The 21,364-nt window shown below is 68.0% G+C and carries 17 protein-coding genes and 1 riboswitch; of the genes, 11 read left to right on the forward strand and 6 right to left on the reverse strand.

Going from position 1 to position 21,364, the window contains the following annotated elements; translation table 11 throughout:
• Positions 1-74 precede the first annotated feature (74 nt).
• The 11 genes from SLQ33_RS03630 to SLQ33_RS03680 all read left to right on the forward strand — a co-directional run bounded on the left by SLQ33_RS03630 (position 75) and on the right by SLQ33_RS03680 (position 15,015).
• A complete protein-coding gene (locus tag SLQ33_RS03630; protein ID WP_319452394.1) occupies positions 75-491 on the forward strand; it encodes a BlaI/MecI/CopY family transcriptional regulator in 417 nt (138 codons plus the stop codon).
• Between the two features lie 14 nt (positions 492-505).
• Positions 506-1,453 carry a M56 family metallopeptidase gene (locus tag SLQ33_RS03635; protein WP_319452395.1) on the forward strand — a complete coding sequence of 316 codons (948 nt, stop codon included), beginning with the start codon at positions 506-508 and terminating at the stop codon, positions 1,451-1,453.
• Positions 1,454-1,520: 67 nt separating this feature from the next.
• On the forward strand, positions 1,521-2,978 hold the full coding sequence (gene gndA, locus SLQ33_RS03640) for an NADP-dependent phosphogluconate dehydrogenase (RefSeq protein ID WP_319452396.1): 1,458 nt from the start codon (positions 1,521-1,523) through the stop codon (positions 2,976-2,978).
• A gap of 82 nt (positions 2,979-3,060) precedes the next feature.
• Positions 3,061-4,497, forward strand: coding sequence for a GuaB1 family IMP dehydrogenase-related protein (locus SLQ33_RS03645; RefSeq protein WP_319452397.1), 1,437 nt, complete (start codon positions 3,061-3,063; stop codon positions 4,495-4,497).
• A 170-nt stretch (positions 4,498-4,667) separates the two neighbouring features.
• On the forward strand, positions 4,668-6,026 hold the full coding sequence (locus SLQ33_RS03650) for a hemolysin family protein (protein WP_319452398.1): 1,359 nt from the start codon (positions 4,668-4,670) through the stop codon (positions 6,024-6,026).
• Positions 6,019-7,071, forward strand: a complete 1,053-nt coding sequence (locus SLQ33_RS03655) for a hemolysin family protein (RefSeq protein ID WP_319452399.1) — start codon at positions 6,019-6,021, stop codon at positions 7,069-7,071. The genes SLQ33_RS03650 and SLQ33_RS03655 overlap by 8 nt, the downstream gene beginning before the upstream one ends.
• Complete coding sequence (locus SLQ33_RS03660; RefSeq protein ID WP_319452400.1) at positions 7,064-7,936, forward strand: 3-methyladenine DNA glycosylase; 873 nt, start codon at positions 7,064-7,066, stop codon at positions 7,934-7,936. The genes SLQ33_RS03655 and SLQ33_RS03660 overlap by 8 nt, the downstream gene beginning before the upstream one ends.
• Positions 7,933-9,144, forward strand: coding sequence for a lipase family protein (locus tag SLQ33_RS03665; RefSeq protein WP_319452401.1), 1,212 nt, complete (start codon positions 7,933-7,935; stop codon positions 9,142-9,144). Before SLQ33_RS03660 ends, SLQ33_RS03665 begins: the two co-directional genes overlap by 4 nt.
• 30 nt (positions 9,145-9,174) lie before the next feature.
• Positions 9,175-10,539, forward strand: a complete 1,365-nt coding sequence (locus SLQ33_RS03670; RefSeq protein ID WP_319452402.1) for an alpha/beta hydrolase — start codon at positions 9,175-9,177, stop codon at positions 10,537-10,539.
• 78 nt (positions 10,540-10,617) lie between these two features.
• Entirely contained in the window at positions 10,618-12,813 is a 2,196-nt protein-coding gene (locus SLQ33_RS03675; RefSeq protein WP_319452403.1) for a malate synthase G, read from the forward strand.
• A 48-nt stretch (positions 12,814-12,861) separates the two neighbouring features.
• Entirely contained in the window at positions 12,862-15,015 is a 2,154-nt protein-coding gene (locus SLQ33_RS03680) for a hypothetical protein (RefSeq protein WP_319452404.1), read from the forward strand.
• A 5-nt stretch (positions 15,016-15,020) separates the two neighbouring features.
• On the opposite strand, the gene gcvP is transcribed toward SLQ33_RS03680, so the two are convergent.
• The 6 genes from gcvP to gcvH form a co-directional block, all read right to left on the reverse strand.
• The gene (gene gcvP / locus SLQ33_RS03685; RefSeq protein ID WP_319452562.1) at positions 15,021-17,849 is read right to left on the reverse strand and encodes an aminomethyl-transferring glycine dehydrogenase; all 2,829 of its coding nucleotides are present in this window, start codon (positions 17,847-17,849) and stop codon (positions 15,021-15,023) included.
• 218 nt (positions 17,850-18,067) lie between these two features.
• A riboswitch (glycine riboswitch) is annotated at positions 18,068-18,165 on the reverse strand.
• A gap of 49 nt (positions 18,166-18,214) precedes the next feature.
• On the reverse strand, positions 18,215-18,838 hold the full coding sequence (locus SLQ33_RS03690) for a MerR family transcriptional regulator (protein WP_319452405.1): 624 nt from the start codon (positions 18,836-18,838) through the stop codon (positions 18,215-18,217).
• 225 nt (positions 18,839-19,063) lie between these two features.
• Positions 19,064-19,558: a bifunctional nuclease family protein gene (locus tag SLQ33_RS03695; RefSeq protein ID WP_319452406.1), complete on the reverse strand. Its 495-nt coding sequence runs from the start codon at positions 19,556-19,558 to the stop codon at positions 19,064-19,066.
• A gap of 47 nt (positions 19,559-19,605) precedes the next feature.
• Positions 19,606-20,349 (reverse strand): MerR family transcriptional regulator, encoded by a 744-nt coding sequence (locus SLQ33_RS03700; RefSeq protein WP_319452407.1) that lies wholly within the window; start codon positions 20,347-20,349, stop codon positions 19,606-19,608.
• Positions 20,350-20,829: a glycogen accumulation regulator GarA gene (gene garA / locus SLQ33_RS03705; RefSeq protein ID WP_319452408.1), complete on the reverse strand. Its 480-nt coding sequence runs from the start codon at positions 20,827-20,829 to the stop codon at positions 20,350-20,352.
• Between the two features lie 127 nt (positions 20,830-20,956).
• Positions 20,957-21,352: a glycine cleavage system protein GcvH gene (gene gcvH, locus SLQ33_RS03710; RefSeq protein ID WP_319452409.1), complete on the reverse strand. Its 396-nt coding sequence runs from the start codon at positions 21,350-21,352 to the stop codon at positions 20,957-20,959.
• Positions 21,353-21,364: the final 12 nt, after the last annotated feature.

Consider the following 21,364-nt stretch of genomic DNA (forward strand, 5'->3'; position numbering starts at 1 on the left):
GCTGCGTTCGGATACGACACACGGTAGTAAGCAAGTAGTACCCTGAATTCAGTGCTCAGGAGAGTGAACGGAACATGGCGAAAATGACGCGACTCGGGGAACTCGAACGCGAGGTGATGGATCACCTGTGGTCCATGCGCGAACCCCAGACCGTGCGCCAGGTGCACGAGGCGCTGGCGGCACGGCGCGACCTTGCCTACACGACGATCATGACCGTGCTTCAACGCCTCGCGAAGAAGAACCTGGTAGTCCAACATCGCGACGATCGTGCGCACCGCTACGCCCCCACCCACGGCCGCGACGAGCTCGTCGCCGGGCTCATGGTCGACGCCCTCGACCAGGTCTCGGACTCCGGTAGTCGGGCGGCCGCACTGGTGAACTTCGTCGAGCGCGTTGGGGCCGACGAAGCCGCAGCACTGCGCCGCGCGTTGGCCGAATTGGAGACCAAACATCGGGATGCCCAGTCGGCTGGCGGTCAGGGCACTGACTGAGGGACACTGACGGTGTGTCCGCGCTGGCCTTCACCCTCGTCGCGCTGATCCTCGTGGGGCCGGTGCCCGCCATGCTGGCGCGAGCGTCGTGGCCCATGCGGGCGCCGCGCGCCGCGATCGTGTTGTGGCAGTCGATCGCACTGGCCGCAGTGCTCTCCGCGTTCAGTGCGGGCATCGCGATCGCGAGCAGGCTCTTCGTCCCTGGTCCCGACGGGCGCCCGACCGCCACCATCAGCAGCGAAATCGCCACGCTGGGGTGGCCCCTGTGGACGCTCTACGTGGTGGTGTTCGCGCTCACCGTGGTTGTCGGTGTCCGACTCGCCGTTGCGGTGATTCAGGTCGCGATCGCCACCCGGCGCCGAAGGGCCCACCACCGGATGCTCGTCGACCTGCTTGGCATCTTCCCCGACTCGACCCCCGAGGTGTGTACCAGGGCGAGTGGCCTGCGCATCCTCGACGTGTCCCAGCCACTCGCCTACTGCCTGCCCGGCGTCCGCAGCCGCGTCGTGGTCAGCGAAGGCACGCTCACCACGCTCTCCGACAGCGAGATCTCCGCGATCCTCAGTCACGAGCAAGCCCACCTGCGCGCGCGTCACGACCTGGTGCTGGAGATGTTCACCGCGGTTCACGCGGCATTTCCGCGCTTCGTCCGCAGCGCCAACGCGCTGGACGCCGTGCGGCTGCTCATCGAGCTACTCGCCGACGACGCCGCCGTCCGCGCGGTCGGTCCCACTCCCCTGGCGCGCGCCTTGGTCGCGTGCGCGTCGGGCCACACGCCGTCGGGCGCGCTGGCCGCAGGCGGCCCGACCACCGTGTTGCGCGTGCGTCGCCTCGGGGGGCGCCCCAACAGCCTGGTGCTCTCAGCGACGGCCTACCTGGCCGCGGCGGCCGTACTGATCGTGCCGACCATCGCCCTCGCCGTACCGTGGTTGACCGAGCTCCAACGCTTGTTCGCCCGATAGCCCTTCCAGCCCAAGACGTCGTTCAAAGTCCAAAGACCGTGTGCCACAACCCAACCGAAAGGCTTCCATGAGCTCGTCTGAAAACACCGTTGGCACCGCTCAGATCGGCGTCACCGGTCTGGCCGTGATGGGCTCGAACATCGCGAGGAACTTCGCGCACCACGGCTACACCGTCGCGCTGCACAACCGTTCCGTCGCCAAGACCGACGCGCTGCTCGAAGCGCACGGTTCGGAGGGCAAGTTCGTGCGCAGCGAGACGATCCCGGAATTCCTTGCCGCACTGGAGAAGCCGCGGCGAGTGCTGATCATGGTGAAGGCGGGCGACCCCACCGACGCCGTCATCAACGAGCTTGCCGACGCGATGGAGGAAGGTGACATCATCATCGACGGCGGCAACGCCCTGTACACCGACACCATCCGCCGCGAGAAGGCCATTCGCGCACGCGGGCTGCACTTCGTCGGCGCGGGCATCTCCGGCGGCGAGGAAGGCGCGCTGAACGGACCGTCGATCATGCCCGGCGGCCCTGCCGAGTCGTACCAATCGCTCGGCCCGCTGCTGGAGGAGATCTCCGCGCACGTCGACGGCGTGCCCTGCTGCACGCACATCGGGCCTGACGGCTCCGGCCACTTCGTCAAGATGGTGCACAACGGCATCGAGTACTCCGACATGCAGCTGATCGGTGAGGCCTACCAACTGCTGCGCGACGCAGTAGGGCTTGGCGCGGCGGAGATCGCCGACGTCTTCACCGAGTGGAACAAGGGCGAACTGGACAGCTACCTCGTCGAGATCACCGCCGAAGTGCTGCGCCAGGTCGACGCCAAGACCGGCAAGCCGCTGGTCGACCTGATCCTCGACGAGGCCGAGCAGAAGGGCACCGGCCGCTGGACCGTCAAGTCGGCGCTTGATCTGGGTGTTCCGATCACGGGCATCGCCGAGGCCGTCTTCGCCCGCGCCCTTTCGGGCTCGGTGACCCAGCGCAAGGCCACCACCGGCCTGGCCTCGGGCACTCTTGGCGCCAAACCGAACAACGCGGAGACGTTCACCGAGGACATCCGGCAGGCCCTTTACGCATCGAAGATCGTCGCGTATGCCCAGGGCTTCAACCAGATCCAGGCCGGCAGCCTCGAATACGACTGGGGCATCACGCCCGGCGACCTGGCCACCATCTGGCGCGGCGGCTGCATCATCCGGGCGAAGTTCCTCAACCGCATCAAGGAGGCGTACGACGAGGACCCGGAGCTGGCCACGCTCCTGGTGGCGCCCTACTTCCGCACCGCGGTCGAGGAAGCCGTCGACGGCTGGCGCCGCGTCGTGGTCACCGCCACGGCGTTGGGCATCCCCATCCCCGGCTTCAGTTCGGCGCTGTCCTACTACGACGCGCTGCGCACCGAACGGCTGCCCGCGGCGCTGACCCAGGGGCTGCGCGACTTCTTCGGCGCGCACACCTACGGGCGCATCGACGCCGACCCGGCCGCTCGCTTCCACACGCTGTGGAGTGGCGATCGCAGCGAAGTCGAGGCATGACGCCGAGACTGCGCACAGATCGCGATCTGACTCCAGAACTCGATCTCCCCGCAGTCTCGGCGAAAAACTAGACTCGAGGTCGATGAGATTTCTTGAGGGGCACACCCCGCCCTACGACCTGACGTACGACGACGTGTTCATCGTGCCGTCGCGTTCCGACGTTGCCTCGCGCTTCGACGTCGACCTGTCCACCGTCGACGGCACCGGGACCACCATCCCGGTCGTCGTCGCCAACATGACCGCGGTGGCGGGCCGGCGGATGGCCGAAACCGTCGCGCGCCGCGGCGGCCTCACCGTACTGCCACAAGACCTTCCGATCTCCGCGGTCAAGGCGACCGTCGACTTCGTCAAGAGCCGCGACCTGGTCGTGGACACGCCGGTGATCCTGACGCCGGACAACTCGGTGTCCGACGCGACCGCGCTGATCCACAAGCGAGCGCACGGCGCCGCGGTGGTCGTGGCCGACGGACGCCCGGTCGGGCTGGTCACCGAAGCGTCCTGTGCGGGCGTCGACCGTTTCGCGCGGGTGCGCGACGTCGCGGTGGGCGACTTCGTCACCGCCCCGGTCGGCACCGATCCACGCAAGGTCTTCGACCTGCTCGAGCACGACCCGATCGACGTCGCGGTCATGACGGGCCCGGACGGGACGCTCGCCGGGGTGCTCACCCGCACCGGCGCGATTCGCGCGGGCATCTACACGCCCGCCGTCGACGCGACGGGACGGCTGCGCATCGCCGCCGCGCTCGGCATCAACGGTGACGTGGCCGCAAGGGCGAGCGCGCTGGCCGAAGCGGGCGTCGACGTCCTCGTCATCGACACCGCACACGGTCACCAGGTCAAGATGCTCGACGCGATCAAGTCCGTCGCCGCGCTCGACCTCGGGTTGCCGCTGGCCGCCGGCAACGTCGTCTCCGCCGACGGCACTCGCGACCTCATCTCCGCGGGCGCGTCGATCGTCAAGGTCGGCGTCGGACCCGGCGCGATGTGCACCACCAGGATGATGACGGGCGTCGGCCGCCCACAGTTCTCGGCTGTCCGCGAATGTGCGTCCGCAGCAAGGGAATTGGGTGGCCACGTGTGGGCCGACGGCGGCGTGCGACACCCCCGCGACGTCGCTCTGGCGCTCGCAGCGGGTGCGGCCAACGTGATGATCGGATCGTGGTTCTCCGGGACCTACGAGTCGCCGGGCGACCTGTTGTACGACCGGGACGACCGGCTGTACAAGGAGAGCTACGGCATGGCGTCCAAACGCGCGGTGGCCGCCAGGACCGCGGGCGACAGCGCCTTCGACCGCGCCCGCAAGGCGCTGTTCGAGGAAGGCATCTCGACGTCCCGGATGGGGCTCGACCCAGCCCGGGGAGGTGTCGAGGACCTACTCGACTACATCACCTCGGGAGTGCGCAGCACCTGCACCTACGTCGGGGCCGCCACCTTGGCCGAGCTGCACGACCGGGTGGTCCTCGGCGTGCAGTCAGCGGCGGGATTCGCCGAGGGGCATCCGCTTCCGACCGGCTGGTGAGCCGACGGACCTGCCACGACCGGTTAACATGAGTACTTCATGATGCAGGCGAGGGAAAGGGATCACGTGCCGTTGGCGCCCGTGACCGCCGCTGCGTCCGATCCGGACGACGCCGAACCGTCCAGTAGTTCGCCGGGCCACGTGCCCGGCGCCCGATCCCCGAGCCTGCGATGAGTGTCACCACGACGTTGCTGAGTCTGCTCGCGTTCGTCCTGCTCACCGCCGGTACTGCGGTCTTCGTCGCGGCCGAGTTCTCCCTGACGGCGCTGGAACGCAGCACTGTCGAAGCGAATGCCCGCACCGGCGGCCGCCGCGACAAGCTGGTGTTGCGGGCCCATCGCACGCTGTCGTTCCAGCTGTCGGGCGCGCAGGTCGGCATCTCGATCACCACGTTGATCACCGGGTACTTGGCCGAGCCGCTGCTCGCAGAGCTGCTACGACCGGCTTTCGCCGCGTTGTCACTGACCAGGAGCTTCGCCGACGGCATCGCGCTGGCGCTGGCCTTGCTGATCGCGACCTCGGTGTCGATGGTGTTCGGCGAACTGGTTGCGCAATACCTCGCGATCGCGAAGCCGCTGGCGACGGCGCGCGTCGTGTCCGGCCCCCAGCTGGTGTTCTCGATGGCGACCACCCCGCTGATCAAGCTGACGAACGGAACCGCCAACTGGATTCTGCGCAGACTCGGCATCGAACCCGCCGAAGAGTTGCGCTCGGCACGCTCGCCGCAGGAATTGGTGTCCCTGGTGCGGAATTCGGCCCGGAGTGGGTCACTCGACGTCGCGACGGCAACGCTCGTCGACCGTTCGCTGCGGTTCGGCACGCGGACGGCCGAGGAACTGATGACGCCCCGTTCGACGATCGAGGTCCTGCAGGCCGACGACACCGTCGACGACCTGGTGACCAAGGCGATGGAGACCGGCTACTCGCGCTTCCCGATCGTCGAGGGCGACTTGGACGAGACCATCGGAATCGTGCACGTCAAACAGGTTTTCGAGATACCGAGAGCCGACCGGCCAAAGACCAGCCTGGCTTCGCTGGCGCAGCCGGTAGCCACGGTGCCCTCCACCCTCGACGGGGACTCGGTGATGACTCAGATCCGGGCGAACGGCCTGCAGACGGCGCTGGTCGTCGACGAGTACGGCGGCACCGCAGGCATGGTGACCGTCGAGGACCTCATCGAGGAGATCGTCGGCGACGTCCGCGACGAGCACGACGACGAGACACCCGACGTCGTCGAGATGCGCAACGGCTGGCAGGTGTCTGGGCTGCTGCGCATCGACGAGGTGGACACGGAGACTCCATTCCGCCCCCACGACGGCGACTACGAGACCATTGGTGGTCTGGTGCTCCAAGAGCTGGGACGCATCCCAGTCGAGGGTGATTCCGTGACGCTGACCGAGTTCGACCCCGACATGCCGCCCGAGGGCTCACCGCGATGGCAGGCGACCGTCGAACGGATGGACGGCCGCCGCATCGACCTCATCAAACTGGTCAGGCTGACCGCTGAAGAGGAGCCGGACGATGGGTGACCTGTTGGGTGTACTGCTCACCGTCGTGTTGCTCGCTGCCAACGCGTTCTTCGTCGCCGCGGAGTTCGCGCTGATCTCGGCACGCCGCGACCGGCTGGAAGCCCTTGCCGAACAAGGCAAGCGCAGTGCGATGACGGTCATCCGAGCCGGTGAGAACCTCTCGCTGATGCTGGCCGGTGCGCAGCTCGGCATCACGATCTGTTCGATCCTGCTCGGCCGCGTCGGCGAGCCGGCGGTCGCGCATCTGTTGGAGAAGCCGTTCGATCTGTTGGGCGTGTCCGACGCGGTGCTGCACACCGTGTCGTTCGTCGTCGCGATCACGGTCGTGGTGGTGCTGCACGTGCTGCTGGGCGAGATGGTGCCCAAGAACATTGCGATCGCCGGGCCGGAATCGGCAGCGATGCTCCTGGTTCCGCCGTACCTGATTTACATCAGGCTGGTGAAGCCGTTCATCGGCTTCTACGACTGGTGCGCCAAGCTCACCCTGCGCGCGTTCGGTGTCGAAGCCAAGGACGAGCTCGAGAACACGGTGTCGACGATCGAACTATCGGAAATGATCGCCGAGTCACTGTCCGAAGGGCTGCTCGACCCCGAAGAGCACACTCGGCTGTCGCGGGCGCTGCAGATCCGCAATCGTGTCGTCAAGGACGTCGCCGTACCGGTCGGCGAGATTCACGCGGTTCCTGCGGCCGCCGACGGAATGGTGCCGACCGTCGCGGCGATCCAGCAGGCGCTCGCCGAAACCGGCTATTCCCGGTTCCCCGTCGTCGACGCCGTCGGTCGATTCACCGGATACGTCCACATCAAGGACGTGCTGCCCCTGGTCGACGATCCCGATGCAGTCGTGGACCCGTCGATGGTGCGACCGCTGCCTCGTGTCGTCGAAACCTTGTCACTGCCCGATGCACTGTCCACGATGCGCCGCACCAACAGTCATTTGGCGCTCGTCACGGCCGGCGAAGACCGGGTCACGGCGATGGTGGCGCTCGAGGACCTGGTCGAGGACCTGGTCGGGACGGTGCGTGACGGAACGCACCGTGTCTGAACCGGTCGTGCTCGAGCAAGCGGCGTGGAGCGCCCGCGAGCAGCGGCATGTGGAACGAGTGGATGCATTCGTGGCGCCGCACCAAGCGCGCGCCGGCCGCGGCGAAGCACACCCGGTGTGGGACTTCCTGTTCACCTATTACAGCCTCAAGCCGCGCCAGTTGCGGCGCTGGCATCCGGGCTTCGGAGTGGCGCTGGCGGGCCCTGCGGCGCGTAGGTTCCTCGATCGCCCCGGTTATGGACTGCGCGGCTCGGCCGTCGAAGTCACCCGCGAGCACCTGTCGGCCCGCGTCGAGACCGTCGCGTACCTGGCCCGGCTGCTCCGCGCCACGGCGAACCGGCCCGCTCGGATGAACTGCTTTGGGCTGCACGAGTGGGCGATGGTCTACCGGGCCCCCGAGGTGCGCCACGCCCAAGTGCCGCTAAGGCTCGGGGCTGCCGGCACCGATGCGGTGGTCGAGTCGATGCCGTTGCGGTGCAGTCACTTCGACGCCTACCGGTTCTTCACGCCTCCCGCGGTTCACCGCAATGCCGAACCGTTGAGCCGAGCCGGGCAGGTCGCCACCGAACAGCCGGGGTGCATTCACGCGAACATGGACCTCTACCGGGCGTGCTACAAACTCGGGCCACTCGTCGGCTCGGACCTGCTCGTGGACTGCCTGGAGTTGGCCGCCGACGCACGCGAGCTCGACATGCGCGCGAGTCCCTACGACCTGTCCGGCCTTGGTTTCGCACCCATCGCCATCGAGACTCAGGCGGGGCGCGCGGCGTACGTCCGTGCGCAGCAGGACATCGCCGATCGCGCGGCCCCGCTGCGGACCGCGCTGGCGGACACGTGCGAAGAGATGCTGGGGTCAACCGAGTGAGCCGCTGCGGCACCCTGCTCGCGGTGCTGACCAGCGCCGTGTTGCTCGTCGGGTGCGATGCGCACCCGCCGGAACGCGCGGAGGCGCCCAGAGGGGCAGCCCTGGCCGGGGACTTCAGCGGTTCCGGGCCAGGCACGCTGGTTGCCGCGGAATCCCTTCCGGACCTCGACCCAGACCTCCGGGCGGCGGCGTCGCTTGCGGCTCGGATCACGTATGTGTCGACGTCCGGCATCAACGACAGCCACCCGCAGGTGTCCGGAACGGTGTTCGTGCCGCCAGGCGACCCGCCGCCCGGCGGCTGGAGAATCGTGGCGTTCGGACACCCCGCGACCGGTATCCAACCCGAGTGCGCGCCATCGGCATCGCCGACGCTGCTGGGCTCGGCACCGGACGTGACCGCGCTGCTCCAAGCCGGCTACGTGGTCACCATGTCCGACTACCAGGGGCTCGGCCTCGCTGGTGCCTATCACCCGTTTCTCGACTCGACGTCCGAGGGCTACGACCTGATCGACTCGGTGCGTGCGACCCGCAAGCTCGTGCCCAAGACGTCCGAGAACTGGGTTGCCTACGGCGTCGGCCAGGGCGGGCAGGCGGCATGGGCGGCCAACGAGTTGACGACGGACTATCGCGGAGGGCTGAACCTGGTGGGCGTCGCGGCGGTGGCCCCGACCGCGGCGCTCGACTGGCTGGCGGACGGCGCAGCCGACGGCACCCTGACCGCCGATCAGCAGCTGACCCTGCAACAGTTCGTTGCCGCCTTGGCGAAGGAATACGACGACTTCGACCCCGACGCCTACCGCCACGGAGTGGTGAAGGACAACTGGGACACGTTCTCGGCCTGCTGGGGTCCCGCATTCCAGGCGCGGGCGGAGCTCACCAAGGCGCTCGGCCCCGACGACCTCCGTCCGGACAGCCCGGACGCGACGCAGGTGCTCCGCGGATACCTGCAGAAGACGTCGCTGCCTCAGGCCCCAACGGCGGCGCCGATGTTGGTGGTGCTCGACGGACCGGACGGCCTGATCCCCCAGGCCGCGACGGAGACCGCCCTGGCCAGGGCCTGCGCCATGGGGGACGTCGTCTCGTCGATTGCGCGCCACGAGGACGGCGACGAAACGGCGGGTCTCGTCGAGTGGATCGGCGATCGCTTCGACGGCGTGCCCGCGCACAACGATTGTCCGAGCGCTCCGGCGAGCGGTGCGCCCAGCTAGTTCACAACTGAATTTGCGATACATGAATAGATGGACGTCCTCCTGACCCACGGCTGGCTCCCCATCGTCGTCCAGGTGGTTACCGCAGGCGTGCTCGTCGCGGCGGTCGGATGGCGGTCGAGGAGTTGGTGGCTGCGCTGGATTCCGCTGTCCCTCGCGGTGGGCGTCGCGCTCGCAGGCGCCGCGTACTGGCTCGTCGACTACCTGGCCCTGGCCGACGATCCGGCCCCGGTGGAGCTGTGGCCGTGGCTCGCGATGACGGGCGTGGCGGCGGTGGTGGCGATAGCGGGCTGGCGCAGCGCCCGCTGGTGGCGCAGAAGCGTTGCCCTGGTGGCAATTCCGATGTGCGCGATGTGCGTGGCGCTCGTCGTCGACGCGTGGACCGGCTACCTGCCGACCGTGAGCTCGGCATGGGACAGGGCCAACGGCGCAGCCCTGCCCACCCAGACAGACGAGGCCGGGGCGATGGACATGCGGCGGCTTCACCGACGACCCGCACAGGGCACGTTGGTGTCCGTCAGGATCGGCGATGACGCGTCCGGATTCAGACATCGTGACGAGCTGGTGTACCTGCCGCCCGCCTGGTTCGCAGGCGACACGACGCCAGCGTTGCCGGTCATAGTGATGGCCGGAGGTGAGTTCGGACACCCCGCGGACTGGCCCACTACGGGTGGCGCGCAGCGCACGGCCGACGCATTCGCCGCCGCCCACGACGGGAATGCACCCGTGCTGGTGTTCACCGATACCAGTGGAGAGTTCAGCAACGACACCGAATGCGTGAACGGAGTGCGTGGAAACGCCGCCGACCACATCACCAAGGACGTCGTGCCCTACGTGATCGCTCATTTCGGGACGAGCCCCGATGCGGCGCACTGGGGCATCGTCGGGTGGTCCTCCGGTGGAACCTGCGCTCTGTTGACGACGGTGATGCACCCCGAACTGTTCAGCGCCTTCGTCGACATCGACGGTGGGCTGGGTCCGAACGCCGGGTCGAAGGAGCAGACCGTCGCCCGTCTGTTCGGTGGTGACGCAACGGCATTCGCCGCATTCGATCCCGCCACGGTGATGACGGCGCACGGTCCGTACACCGGTCCGGCGGGCTGGTTCGCGGTCTCGGGAACCGGACCGGTGGTCCACCGCCCGGCCGGATCGAGTCCGCCGGCCGATCAGAATCCGAGCGACATCGATCCCGAGGATCACGGCGCCGTCGCAAACTACCTATGCGCACTCGCCAGCAGTGACGGCATCCAGTGCGCCGTGGTTCCGCAGGAGGGCGACCACGACTTCGGCTCGGCCGCCCGCGTCTTCGCCGCTGCGCTTCCCTGGCTTGCGGGCCGACTCGGGACGCCGGCAGCGCCCCCGATTCCCCTGCCGGGCGCGTCGACCGCGTCGTGATGGCCCCTGGCCTGGTGGCGCGCGACGATCAGCGCTGTTACCCACGGGTAAGCTTGATCGACGCTTCAGGAGGCAAACATGACCGATCGCGTGACCGTGGGCAATCTGCGAGTCGCCAAGGTGCTCTACGACTTCGTCACCAACGAGGCGCTTCCCGGCACCGGCCTCGACGCCGACAGCTTCTGGGCGGGCGTGGACAAGGTCGTCACCGACCTGACGCCTCAGAACGAGGAGCTCCTGGCCCGCCGCGACGACCTTCAGGCTCAGCTCGACAAGTGGCACCGCGCCCGCGTCATCGGCCCGTTCGACATGGACGAGTACAAGCAGTTCCTCACCGAGATCGGTTACCTGCAGCCCGAGCCGGCAGACTTCACCATCACCACGTCGGGCGTCGACGACGAGATCACCACCACGGCGGGCCCGCAGCTGGTGGTGCCGATCCTCAACGCGCGCTTCGCGTTGAACGCAGCCAACGCGCGCTGGGGCTCGCTCTACGACGCGCTGTACGGCACCGACGTGATCCCCGAGACCGACGGCGCGGAGAAGGGCACCAGCTACAACCGGGTGCGCGGCGACAAGGTGATCGCCTACGCCAGGACGTTCCTCGACGAGGCCGTGCCGCTCGCCTCGGGTTCGTGGTCCGACGTCACCGGGCTGACCATCGCCGATGGTCGACTTGAGCTCGCGACGGGCGACGGAGCGTCCACGGGCCTTGCCGACCCGGAGAAGTTCGTCGGGTACACCGGAGAACTCGGTTCGCCCCAATGGTCGGTGCTGCTGGTCAACAACGGCCTGCACGTCGAGATCCTCGTCGATCCCGACTCCCCCGTCGGCTCGACCGACAAGGCCGGCATCAAGGACGTGGTGCTGGAGTCGGCGATCACCACGATCATGGACTTCGAGGACTCCGTCGCGGCGGTCGACGCCGATGACAAGGTGCTGGGCTACCGCAACTGGCTTGGCCTGAACAGGGGTGACCTCGCCGAGGAGGTCAGCAAGGGCGGCAAGTCGTTCACCCGCGTGCTCAACGAGGACCGCAACTTCACGACCCCAGACGGCGGCGAGCTCGTGCTGCCGGGACGCAGCCTGTTGTTCGTGCGCAACGTCGGGCACCTGATGACCAACGACGCGATCACCGATGCCGACGGCAAGGAGGTTCCGGAGGGCATTCAGGACGCGCTCTTCACCGGCCTCATCGCCGTGCACGGCTTGAAGGTGGACGAGGACAACGGACCGCTGCGCAACAGCCGGACCGGCTCGGTGTACATCGTGAAGCCGAAGATGCACGGCCCCGACGAGGTCGCGTTCACGTGCGAACTGTTCAGTCGCGTCGAGGACGTGCTCGGATTGCCGGAGGCCACCCTCAAGGTCGGCATCATGGACGAGGAACGCCGCACCACGCTCAACCTGAAGGCGTGCATCAAGGCGGCCGCCGACCGGGTGGTCTTTATCAACACCGGCTTCCTGGACCGCACCGGCGACGAGATCCACACGTCGATGGAGGCCGGGCCGATGATCCGCAAGGGCGCGATGAAGAGCCAGCCCTGGATCAAGGCCTACGAGGACGCGAACGTCGACACCGGCCTGGCAGCCGGATTGTCCGGCCGCGCCCAGATCGGCAAGGGCATGTGGGCCATGACGGACCTGATGGCCGACATGGTCGAGCAGAAGATCGCTCAGCCCAAGTCCGGCGCCACCACCGCGTGGGTGCCATCACCGACCGGTGCGACCTTGCACGCCATGCATTACCACCAGGTCGACGTGTTCGAGGTGCAGCGCGAGCTGGCGGGCAAGAAGCGCACCACCGTCGAGGAACTGCTGACCATTCCGCTGTCCAAGGAGCTCGCCTGGGCGCCCGAGGAGATCCGCGAAGAGGTCGACAACAACTGCCAATCCATCCTCGGCTACGTCGTCCGCTGGGTCGATGCGGGCGTCGGGTGCTCGAAGGTGCCCGACATTCACGATGTGGCGCTGATGGAAGACCGTGCCACCCTGCGGATTTCGAGCCAATTGCTGGCCAATTGGCTGCGCCACGGCGTCATCACCTCCGAAGACGTGAAGGCCAGCCTCCGGCGAATGGCCGCGGTGGTCGACCAACAGAACGCCGCGGACTCGGCGTACCTGCCGATGGCGCCCGACCCAGAGGCCAGCATCGCGTTCGAGGCGGCGCAGGAACTGATCCTCTCCGGCGCCGAACAGCCCAACGGGTACACCGAGCCGATCCTGCATCGGCGTCGCCGGGAGTTCAAAGCCCGCCAGCTCGCGCGTGGCTAGACTGCGGCGGCGAGGCCACATGACACTTAGCGAGCGCAGAGGGTAGGGATGGGTAGGCACAGCGTTCCCGATCCCGAGGAATCGGACGAGCAGCTGCCGCCCGGCGACCAGCCGTATCCGGGTGAGCAGCCGTACCAGGTCGAGCAGCCGTATCCATACCAGGGCGAGCAGCCGTATCGCGGTGCGCAGCGCCGCCCCGACGAGTACGCCGACGACTACCGGGCCGAACCCTATCCGGCCGACGCTGGCTACGGGTCCGGCGTCGAGCCGGGCTACGGCGAGCCCGGTTACCCGCAGGCGGGCTACTCGGACGCCGATTACTGGACGGCCGACGTGGAATCGGACTATCCGGAGGCTGACTACGACGAGCCCGAAGCCCCGACCCGGTCGTTTGCCACTACCCCGCCGCCCCGCACGCCGCCTTCCGGCCCGCAGCACGGCGGCGATTGGGAGGGCGGCGAATGGACTGGTAGCCATCGGGCGGTGACCGCCCGCCGCCGCGGGGTCAGCAAGAGCGTCATCGCCGCACTGGTGACCGTCGTCGTGGTGGTCGGGGCCGTCATCGTGTGGCGCTTCTTCGGCGACGCGTTGTCCAGCCGCTCGGAGGCCGCGGCCGCCCGTTGCGTTTCGGGGGACGTCGCGGTCGCGGTCGTCGCCGACCCGTCGATCGCCGAGCACGTTCGCACCCTTGCCGACGAATACAACAAGACGGCCGAACCGGTCGGCGACAAGTGCGTCAAAGTGGCTGTGACGGACGCTGATTCGGGCCAGGTCATCGACGGGTTCGTCGGCGAGTGGCCAGCCGAGTTGGGTGAACGGCCTGCCCTGTGGATACCTGGTAGCTCGGTGTCCCCGGCACGACTCGAAGCCGCCACCGGCCCACAGACCATCAGCACCAGCCGGTCGCTGGTGACCTCCCCAGTGATGCTCGCCGTGCGCCCGGAGTTGAAGAGCGCGCTCGCCCAGCAGAATTGGGGCGCGCTGCCTGGGTTGCAGAGCAATCCGACGGCACTCGACGGGCTCAACCTTCCCGGTTGGGGGGCACTTCGCCTGGCGTTGCCCTTGACCGGTGACGGGGACGCCACCTACGTGGCCGCGGAGGCCATCGCCACGGCAGCCGCGCCTTCGGGCGCTCCCGCGACCGCTGGCGCTGGCGCCGTGACCACCGTGATGGCGGGTCAGCCGAAGCTCGCCGACGGCAAGGCGTCGACGGCGCTCGACGCCCTCCTGCAGGACGGGCCGGCGGCGGGTGCCCTGGTGCACGCCGTCGTCTCCACCGAGCAGCAGATCTATCAGCGCGCCGCGGACCTGTCGGGGGCCAAGGACAAGTTGGCGGCGTGGCAGCCGTCAGGACCCACGGCCCTGGCCGACTACCCCGCCGTGCAGTTGTCGGGCGACTGGCTGTCCCGCGAACAGACCACTGCGGCAAGCGAGTTCGACCGGTTTCTGCGCAAGCCGGAATCGCTCGGCGAACTGGTCAAGGCGGGCTTCCGCGCCGACGCCGACGGTGCCGAGCTACCCAAGAGCGACGTGGTCGCGTTCGGGGACTTGGCTGCGCCGTTGGCGGCTGGTGACAACGGCACCAGGGCCACCATCGCCGACGCCGTGAGCGCTCCGTTGCGCAGTCCGGCGGTGACAATCCTGCTCGACCAGTCGATGACCACCGCCGAAGGCGGAAAGTCGCGCGTGGCCAACGTCGCTGCGGCATTGAACACGCGGCTGCAGACGTTGCCGCCGTCGGCGTCCGTCGGGTTGTGGACGTTCGACGGCGTGGCGGGTCGCTCCGAGGTCGCCGCGGGGCCGCTCGGCGACCCGGTCAACGGCGAACAGCGCTCGGCCGCGCTGTCGGCCAATCTCGAAGGTCAGACGGCATCAAACGGTGGCGCCGTCTCCTTCACGACGCTTCGGCTGCTCTACCCCGACGCCGTCGCGAACTTCCGTGAGGGTCAGGAGAACTCAATCCTGGTCATCACGTCGGGTCCGCACACCGACCAGAGCCTCGACGGCGCCGGTCTCCAGGAGTTCGTCAAGTCAACCTTCGCGCCCGCTCGGCCCGTCGCCATCAACGTCATCGACTTCGGTGGCGACCCCGACCGTGGTACGTGGGAGGCGGTCGCGCAGTCGACCGGGGGCAGCTACCAGAACCTCAACAGTTCGGCCGGACCCGAACTCGCAGCGGCGATCGCCACGGCGATCGGGTAGCGGCCCTAGGCGAAGGCCTCCACGGGCGGGCATGAGCACACCAGGTTGCGGTCGCCGTACGCGCTGTCGATGCGCCGCACCGGCGGCCACACCTTCGGGCGGAAGGACTTGCCCAACGGATAGGCCGCCTGCTCGCGGCTGTACGGATGCGTCCACTCGTCGGTGAGCAGGCATTCCGCGGTGTGCGGCGCCCCGCGCAGCGGGTTGTCTTCTGCAGTCCACAGTCCGGACGCGACGTTGTCGATCTCGGCCCGGATCGCGATCATTGCCTCGCAGAACGCGTCCACCTCGGCGAGGCTCTCGCTCTCGGTAGGCTCCACCATGAGCGTGCCCGGCACGGGGAAGCTCATGGTGGGGGCGTGGAATCCGTAGTCCGCCAAGCGCTTCGCGACGTCGTCGACGGTCACGCCGGTGTTCTTGGTGATGCCGCGAAGGTCGAGGATGCACTCGTGGGCGACCATGCCCCGCTCCCCCGTGTACAGCACCGGGTAGTACTCGTCGAGCCTGCGCGCGATGTAGTTGGCCGAGGCCATCGCCGTCAGCGTGGCCGCGCGCAGCCCTGGCGCGCCCATCATTCGGATGTACGCCCAGGTGATCGGAAGGATCGACGCCGAACCATATGGTGCCGCCGAGACGGTGTAGTCGTCTCCGAGTTCGTCGGCCAGCGGATGACCGGGCAGGTACGGCGCCAGGTGGTCGCGCACGGCCACCGGTCCGACGCCGGGACCGCCTCCGCCGTGGGGGATGCAGAACGTCTTGTGCAGGTTCAGGTGGCTTACGTCGCCCCCAAACTTCCCGGGTCGGGCGAGGCCCACCAACGCGTTCAGGTTGGCCCCGTCGACGTAGACCTGGCCGCCGACGTCGTGCACCGCGGCGCAGATGTCGGCGATGTCGTGCTCGTAGACGCCATGCGTCGACGGATACGTGATCATCAGAGCGGCAACGCGTTCCGCGTGTTCGGCTACCTTGGCCCGCAAGTCGTCGAGGTCGACGTCGCCGTTCTCCCGGCAGGCGACGACCACGACCCGCATGCCAGCCAGTGCCGCCGACGCGGCGTTGGTGCCGTGCGCGCTCGACGGGATCAGGCAGACGTTGCGCTCGGCGTCGCCTCGGCTGCGGTGGTACGCCTGGATGGCGAGCAGTCCGGCGTACTCCCCCTGCGAACCGGCGTTGGGCTGCAGCGACACCGCGTCGTAGCCGGTGAGCTGCGTCAGCCACGACTCGAGGTCGGCGATCAGCTTGCGGAGTCCGGGATTGTCCGACGCCGGTGCGAACGGATGTTGACGGGCGAACTCAGGCCACGTGATCGGCTCCATCTCCGCCGCGGCGTTGAGCTTCATGGTGCACGACCCCAGCGGGATCATGCTGCGATCCAGCGCGATGTCCTTGTCGGCGAGCGAGCGGAGGTAGCGCATCATCTCGGTCTCGGTGCGGTACCGCGTGAAGGCCGGATGGGTCAGGAAGTCGGTTGTGCGCGTGACGATCTCCGGGCCGGCCCACTGATGACCGCCGCGGGTGGCGCCAAAGGCGGACAGCACCGCTTCCACGTGGTGGGCAGTGGTCGCCTCGTCACACGACACCGAGACGTGGTCGTCGTCGACCAGCCAGAGGTTGATGCCAAGCGCCTTAGCCGCCGTGCGCACCTCGTCGGCTCGGCCCGGCACCCGGGCCAGCACCGTATCGAAGAACGAGTCGTGCACCACCTCCACGCCAGCCTCGGCCAGGCCCATCGCGATGCCGACCGCGTGGCCGTGGACGCGGTGGGCGATCGCCGAAAGCCCGTCGGCGCCGTGGTAACTCGCGTACATGGCGGCCATGACCGCCAACAGCACCTGCGCCGTGCAGATGTTGCTGGTCGCCTTGTCGCGACGGATGTGCTGCTCCCGCGTCTGCAGCGCGAGCCGATATGCCGTAGACCCGTCGGCGTCGACGGACACCCCGACCAGTCGGCCCGGCAGTTGACGGGCGTGCTTGGTGTGCACCGCCAGGTAGCCGGCGTGTGGTCCACCGAATCCCATTGGCACACCGAAGCGTTGGGTGCTTCCGAAGGCCACGTCGGCACCGTGCTCACCGGGCGGGGCGACGAGGGTGAGCGCCAATAGGTCCGCGCCGACAGCGACGAGCGCGTTGCGCGCGTGTGCCGCTGCGATGAGTTCCGACCAGTTCACCACGGCGCCGCTGGCACCGGGCAACTGGACGATGACACCGAAGAACTCCCCCTCGGGCAGGCCCTCGCGCAGGTCGGCGGTGACGATCTCGATGCCAAGGGGGGCGGCGCGGGTGGCGAGGATCGCCGCGGTCTGGCGATACACGTCGGAGTCCACGACGAGTCGGTTGGCCGAACCCTTCACGGCGCGGTGCATCAGCGTCATGGCCTCCGCCGCGGCGGTGCCCTCGTCGAGCATCGATGCGTTGGCCACTTCGAGTCCCGTGAGGTCTTCGACCATGGTCTGGAAGTTCAGCAGCGCCTCGAGCCTGCCCTGGCTGATCTCCGGCTGATACGGCGTGTACGCCGTGTACCAGGCCGGGTTCTCGAGGATGTTGCGACGCAACACCGGCGGAGTCAGCGTGTCGAAGTAGCCCTGCCCGATCATGGAGACCGCAACCGTGTTGCTGTCGGCCAACGCGCGCAGTTCGGCCAGCGCGTGTTCCTCGCTAGCGGGCGGAGGCAGCTGCTCGAGGCCGGGCGCCACGCCGTCGACGGTCAGCGTGTCGAGGATGCCAGAGGGCAGCGCCTTGGTCGCCAGCTCGTCCAGCGAGCCGACTCCGATGACCTTGAGCATGGTGTCGATGGCGTCGGCGTCGGGGCCGATGTGCCTGTCGGCGAAGCGGATTTGATGATGATCGCCAGTGAAGTGGGGAGCCTGGGAGTGGGGTGACGTGGCGGACACGATGACCTCTCGGATCGGGGCGCAGAACCGCTAGCGGTTCCTCTCCCTCTGTCGTCGACCCGAACCGGGTGCCTGAGAGATTCGGCGGACCGGCGTGGTGCCGAGAAGCCTTTCCCCATGGGCGGGCGAGTGGGTGCACTCACCGCTTTCCAGAGGCATCGTGGCCCCATGCGGTCCTGGTGCCTGAGAGGTTGATGGAGAGGTATTGCTCCTTCGGCGTCCGTGGCTGGCGGCCACGAAACTCTCCCGCATGGGGGCGGTGCTTTGCCGATTCTACGGGAGCCAAGGCGCGGAGGCGCCCCGGGTGGTCAGCCGATCTTGCGGTCGCGGTGTTTGCGCCGGGAAGCCAACTCGTCCTCGGGCGCCGCGATGGACTCGCCGCCGTCGGCGCGTTCGCCTGGGAAGTCCGCGATGGCGCCGGTGAGCTCACGCATGGCTCCGGACACCGCGATGCCGAACACGCCCTGGCCGCCCTGCAGGAGGTCGACGACCTCTTCGGCGGAGGTGCACTCGTAGACGGTGGTGCCGTCCGAGAACAGCGTGATGTTGGCCAGATCCTTGACGCCGCGTTGGCGCAGGTGGTCGACGGCCACCCGGATGTTGTGCAACGAGATGCCGGTATCCAGCAGTCTTTTGACGATCTTGAGGACGAGGATGTCCTTGAACGAGTACAGCCGCTGGCTGCCCGACCCGGCCGCGCCGCGGATGGACGGCACCACCAGCGAGGTGCGGGCCCAGTAGTCCAGCTGGCGGTAGGTGATACCGGCGATCTGGCAGGCGCTCGGACCGCGGTAGCCGACGAGCTCGTCGGGCACCGAGTCGTCGGGGAACAACCCACCCTGAACGGGTTCGCTAGGTGCTGGGGTGGCGGCGGGCGCTGGCGTTTCGGCCGGAGCCAGATCCAACTGTTCTTGACGTGGCGTGTCGCCCACTGTCTATCCTCTCGCCGAGTCGAACTCGCCCAGTTGCACTACACCCGAAACACAGTGCCGCGCATTTGCTCCAAGCTCGAGTGTGTCGAGCATACGCTTTCCGATCGGCCTGTACCGGCCCGTCGTCATCAAAGTATGGCTGCCCGGGCCACGGATCCCCGAAACCTGGTCCGCGTGTCGACCACGTGGTGGCAGGTTGAGACGCATCCGTGACAAAACGAGCCTTCAGGTGGCCTTGAAGTCGTCCGGCGACACGCTGTCGAGGAACTCCTTGAACTTCTCGACCTCGTCTTCGCGGACGGCGCCGGTGGCCTCCTCGTCGCTCTCGTCGGGGATCAGCAGCCCGGCCTCGGCCAGCACCGCTTCCTCGACGTAGATCGGCACCCCGACGCGCATCGCGATGGCCACTGAGTCCGACGGGCGCGCCGACACCTTGATGTCGCGGTCGAAGATCAGGTCGGCGTAGAAAGTGCCTTCCTGCAAGTCGACGATCCGGACTTCCTTCAACGAATGCCCAAGCGCGGCAATCAGATCTCGGATCAGGTCGTGAGTGAGCGGGCGCGTGGGTTCGACGCCCTGCTGCTCGAGCGCGATCGCGTTGGCCTCCGACTGGCCGATCCAGATCGGCAAATAGCGATCACCGTTGGATTCGCGCAGAAGCAAAACCGGTTGGTTCTGTGGCTGCTCGATGCGAATGCCGACCACACGAACCTCGCCCATCTGTGCCTGCCCTCCGCACCGTCAACCCGTCTAAGCGAGTCTAGTCCTCACCGATCCAGAACGTCGCGTACGGCGGACTTGATCAGCGACGTGTGCAACGCGATGGCGAGCGCCGCCACCTCGCGGGCCAGATCGTCGGCACGGTCACGCGCACCGGCCTTCCCGGCCTTGACCACCGGACCCGCGATCTGCGCGATCAAGTCGGACTGCCGGTCGGCCGCCGATCGGAACGCGCGCAGGTGCCGCGGCTCGACCCCGTATTCCTCGAGAGCCTGCGCACACTGCGCCGTGACCACCGAGTGTTCGTCGAAGAACCCGCCGGGGCCAGGCTTGATGATGCCGGCCTTGACGAGTGCTGCGAGAAGTTCGGGGTCGACGCCGGAGCGCGCCAGCAGGTCCTCTCGGCTCAACCGGACCTGCGCGGGCGCGACGGCCGCCGTGTCGTGCGCGTCTTCGCCCACGCCCTCGGGGCCTACCGGCACCAAACGCGGTACCCCGTAGGCGGATCGGGCTTCGGGCAGCGCGCCGTCGGGCTGAGCGTCGAGTTGGGCCTTGATGACCTTCAGCGGCAGGTAGTGATCCCGCTGCGCAGTCAGCACGAAGCGCAGCCGCGCGCAGTCGTATGCGGTGAACCGTCGATACCCCGACGCCGTGCGCTCGGGCGTGACCAGCCCTTCGGCTTCCAAGAACCTGATCTTCGAGATGGTCACGTCCGGAAAGTCGGGTCGGAGCAGGTCGAGGACGGCCCCGATGGACATCCCGGCCAGCGCGGAGCTGTCGGGGGCCGTCATCTAGGAGTCCGAGCTGCCGTCGTCGGACTTGGGGCCGGTGAGGAACACCAGGCGGAACTTGCCGATCTGCACTTCGTCGCCGTTAGCCAGCACCGCCGAGTCCACCGGTTCGCGGTTGACGTACGTGCCGTTGAGGCTGCCGACGTCGACGACCTGGAACTCGCTGGCCTCTAGCCGGAACTCGGCGTGCCGGCGGCTGACGGTCACGTCGTCGAGGAAGATGTCACTGTCGGGATGGCGACCGGCCGACGTCCTCGGCTGGTCGAGCAGGAACCGCGACCCGGCGTTGGGACCGCGCTTGACGACGAGTAGCGCCGACCCGGTGGGCAGCCCCTCGACCCCGGAAACTGCATTGTCAGAACCCGCCGCTGGCGGTGCGTCGAGTTCGTTGAGGAAGTCGGAGCGGAAGACCGAAGTGGTCTCCACCGTGACGTCGTCAGACGTCTGGTCCGCTCCCGAAGTGGTGTCGTTGTCCGTCACCCGCTGCTCCTCACTGGCTGCTGTGGCGATGTTTGGCCGGCTTGCCGACGCGGCGGCCGACCGGCATGCGTCTCTGTCCGACCGTACCGCGCGGGACGGGGCCCTGTGTCCACCACCGCCGTAATTGTCATTCCTCGACGGCGTCGCGGTAGCCGTCGGGGTCGAGCAGTGCCCCGAGCCCCTCCTCCAACGCGTCGGTGCCGACCTGAAGGTCGATCAGCCAGCCAGCACCGTAGGGATCGGAATTGACCAGCTCTGGTGAGTCTGCCAGATCACTGTTCACGGCAACGACTTTCGCGGTGATCGGGGCGTACAGGTCCGACTGCGACTTGGTCGATTCGACGTTTCCGAACTCGCTGCCTGCGGTCACCTCGGCACCGATCTCCGGCAACTCGACGTACACCACGTCACCAAGGGCGGACTGGGCGTAGTCGGTTATGCCGACGCGAACCGTGTCGGGCCCAGTGCGTCGCACCCACTCGTGGTCCTCGGTGTAGTTCAGGTCGGAGGGGATCTCGCTCACGGGGCTCCTCGG

This window comes from Mycobacterium sp. RTGN6, assembly GCF_033804605.1.
Classification (GTDB): Bacteria; Actinomycetota; Actinomycetes; order Mycobacteriales; family Mycobacteriaceae; genus Mycobacterium.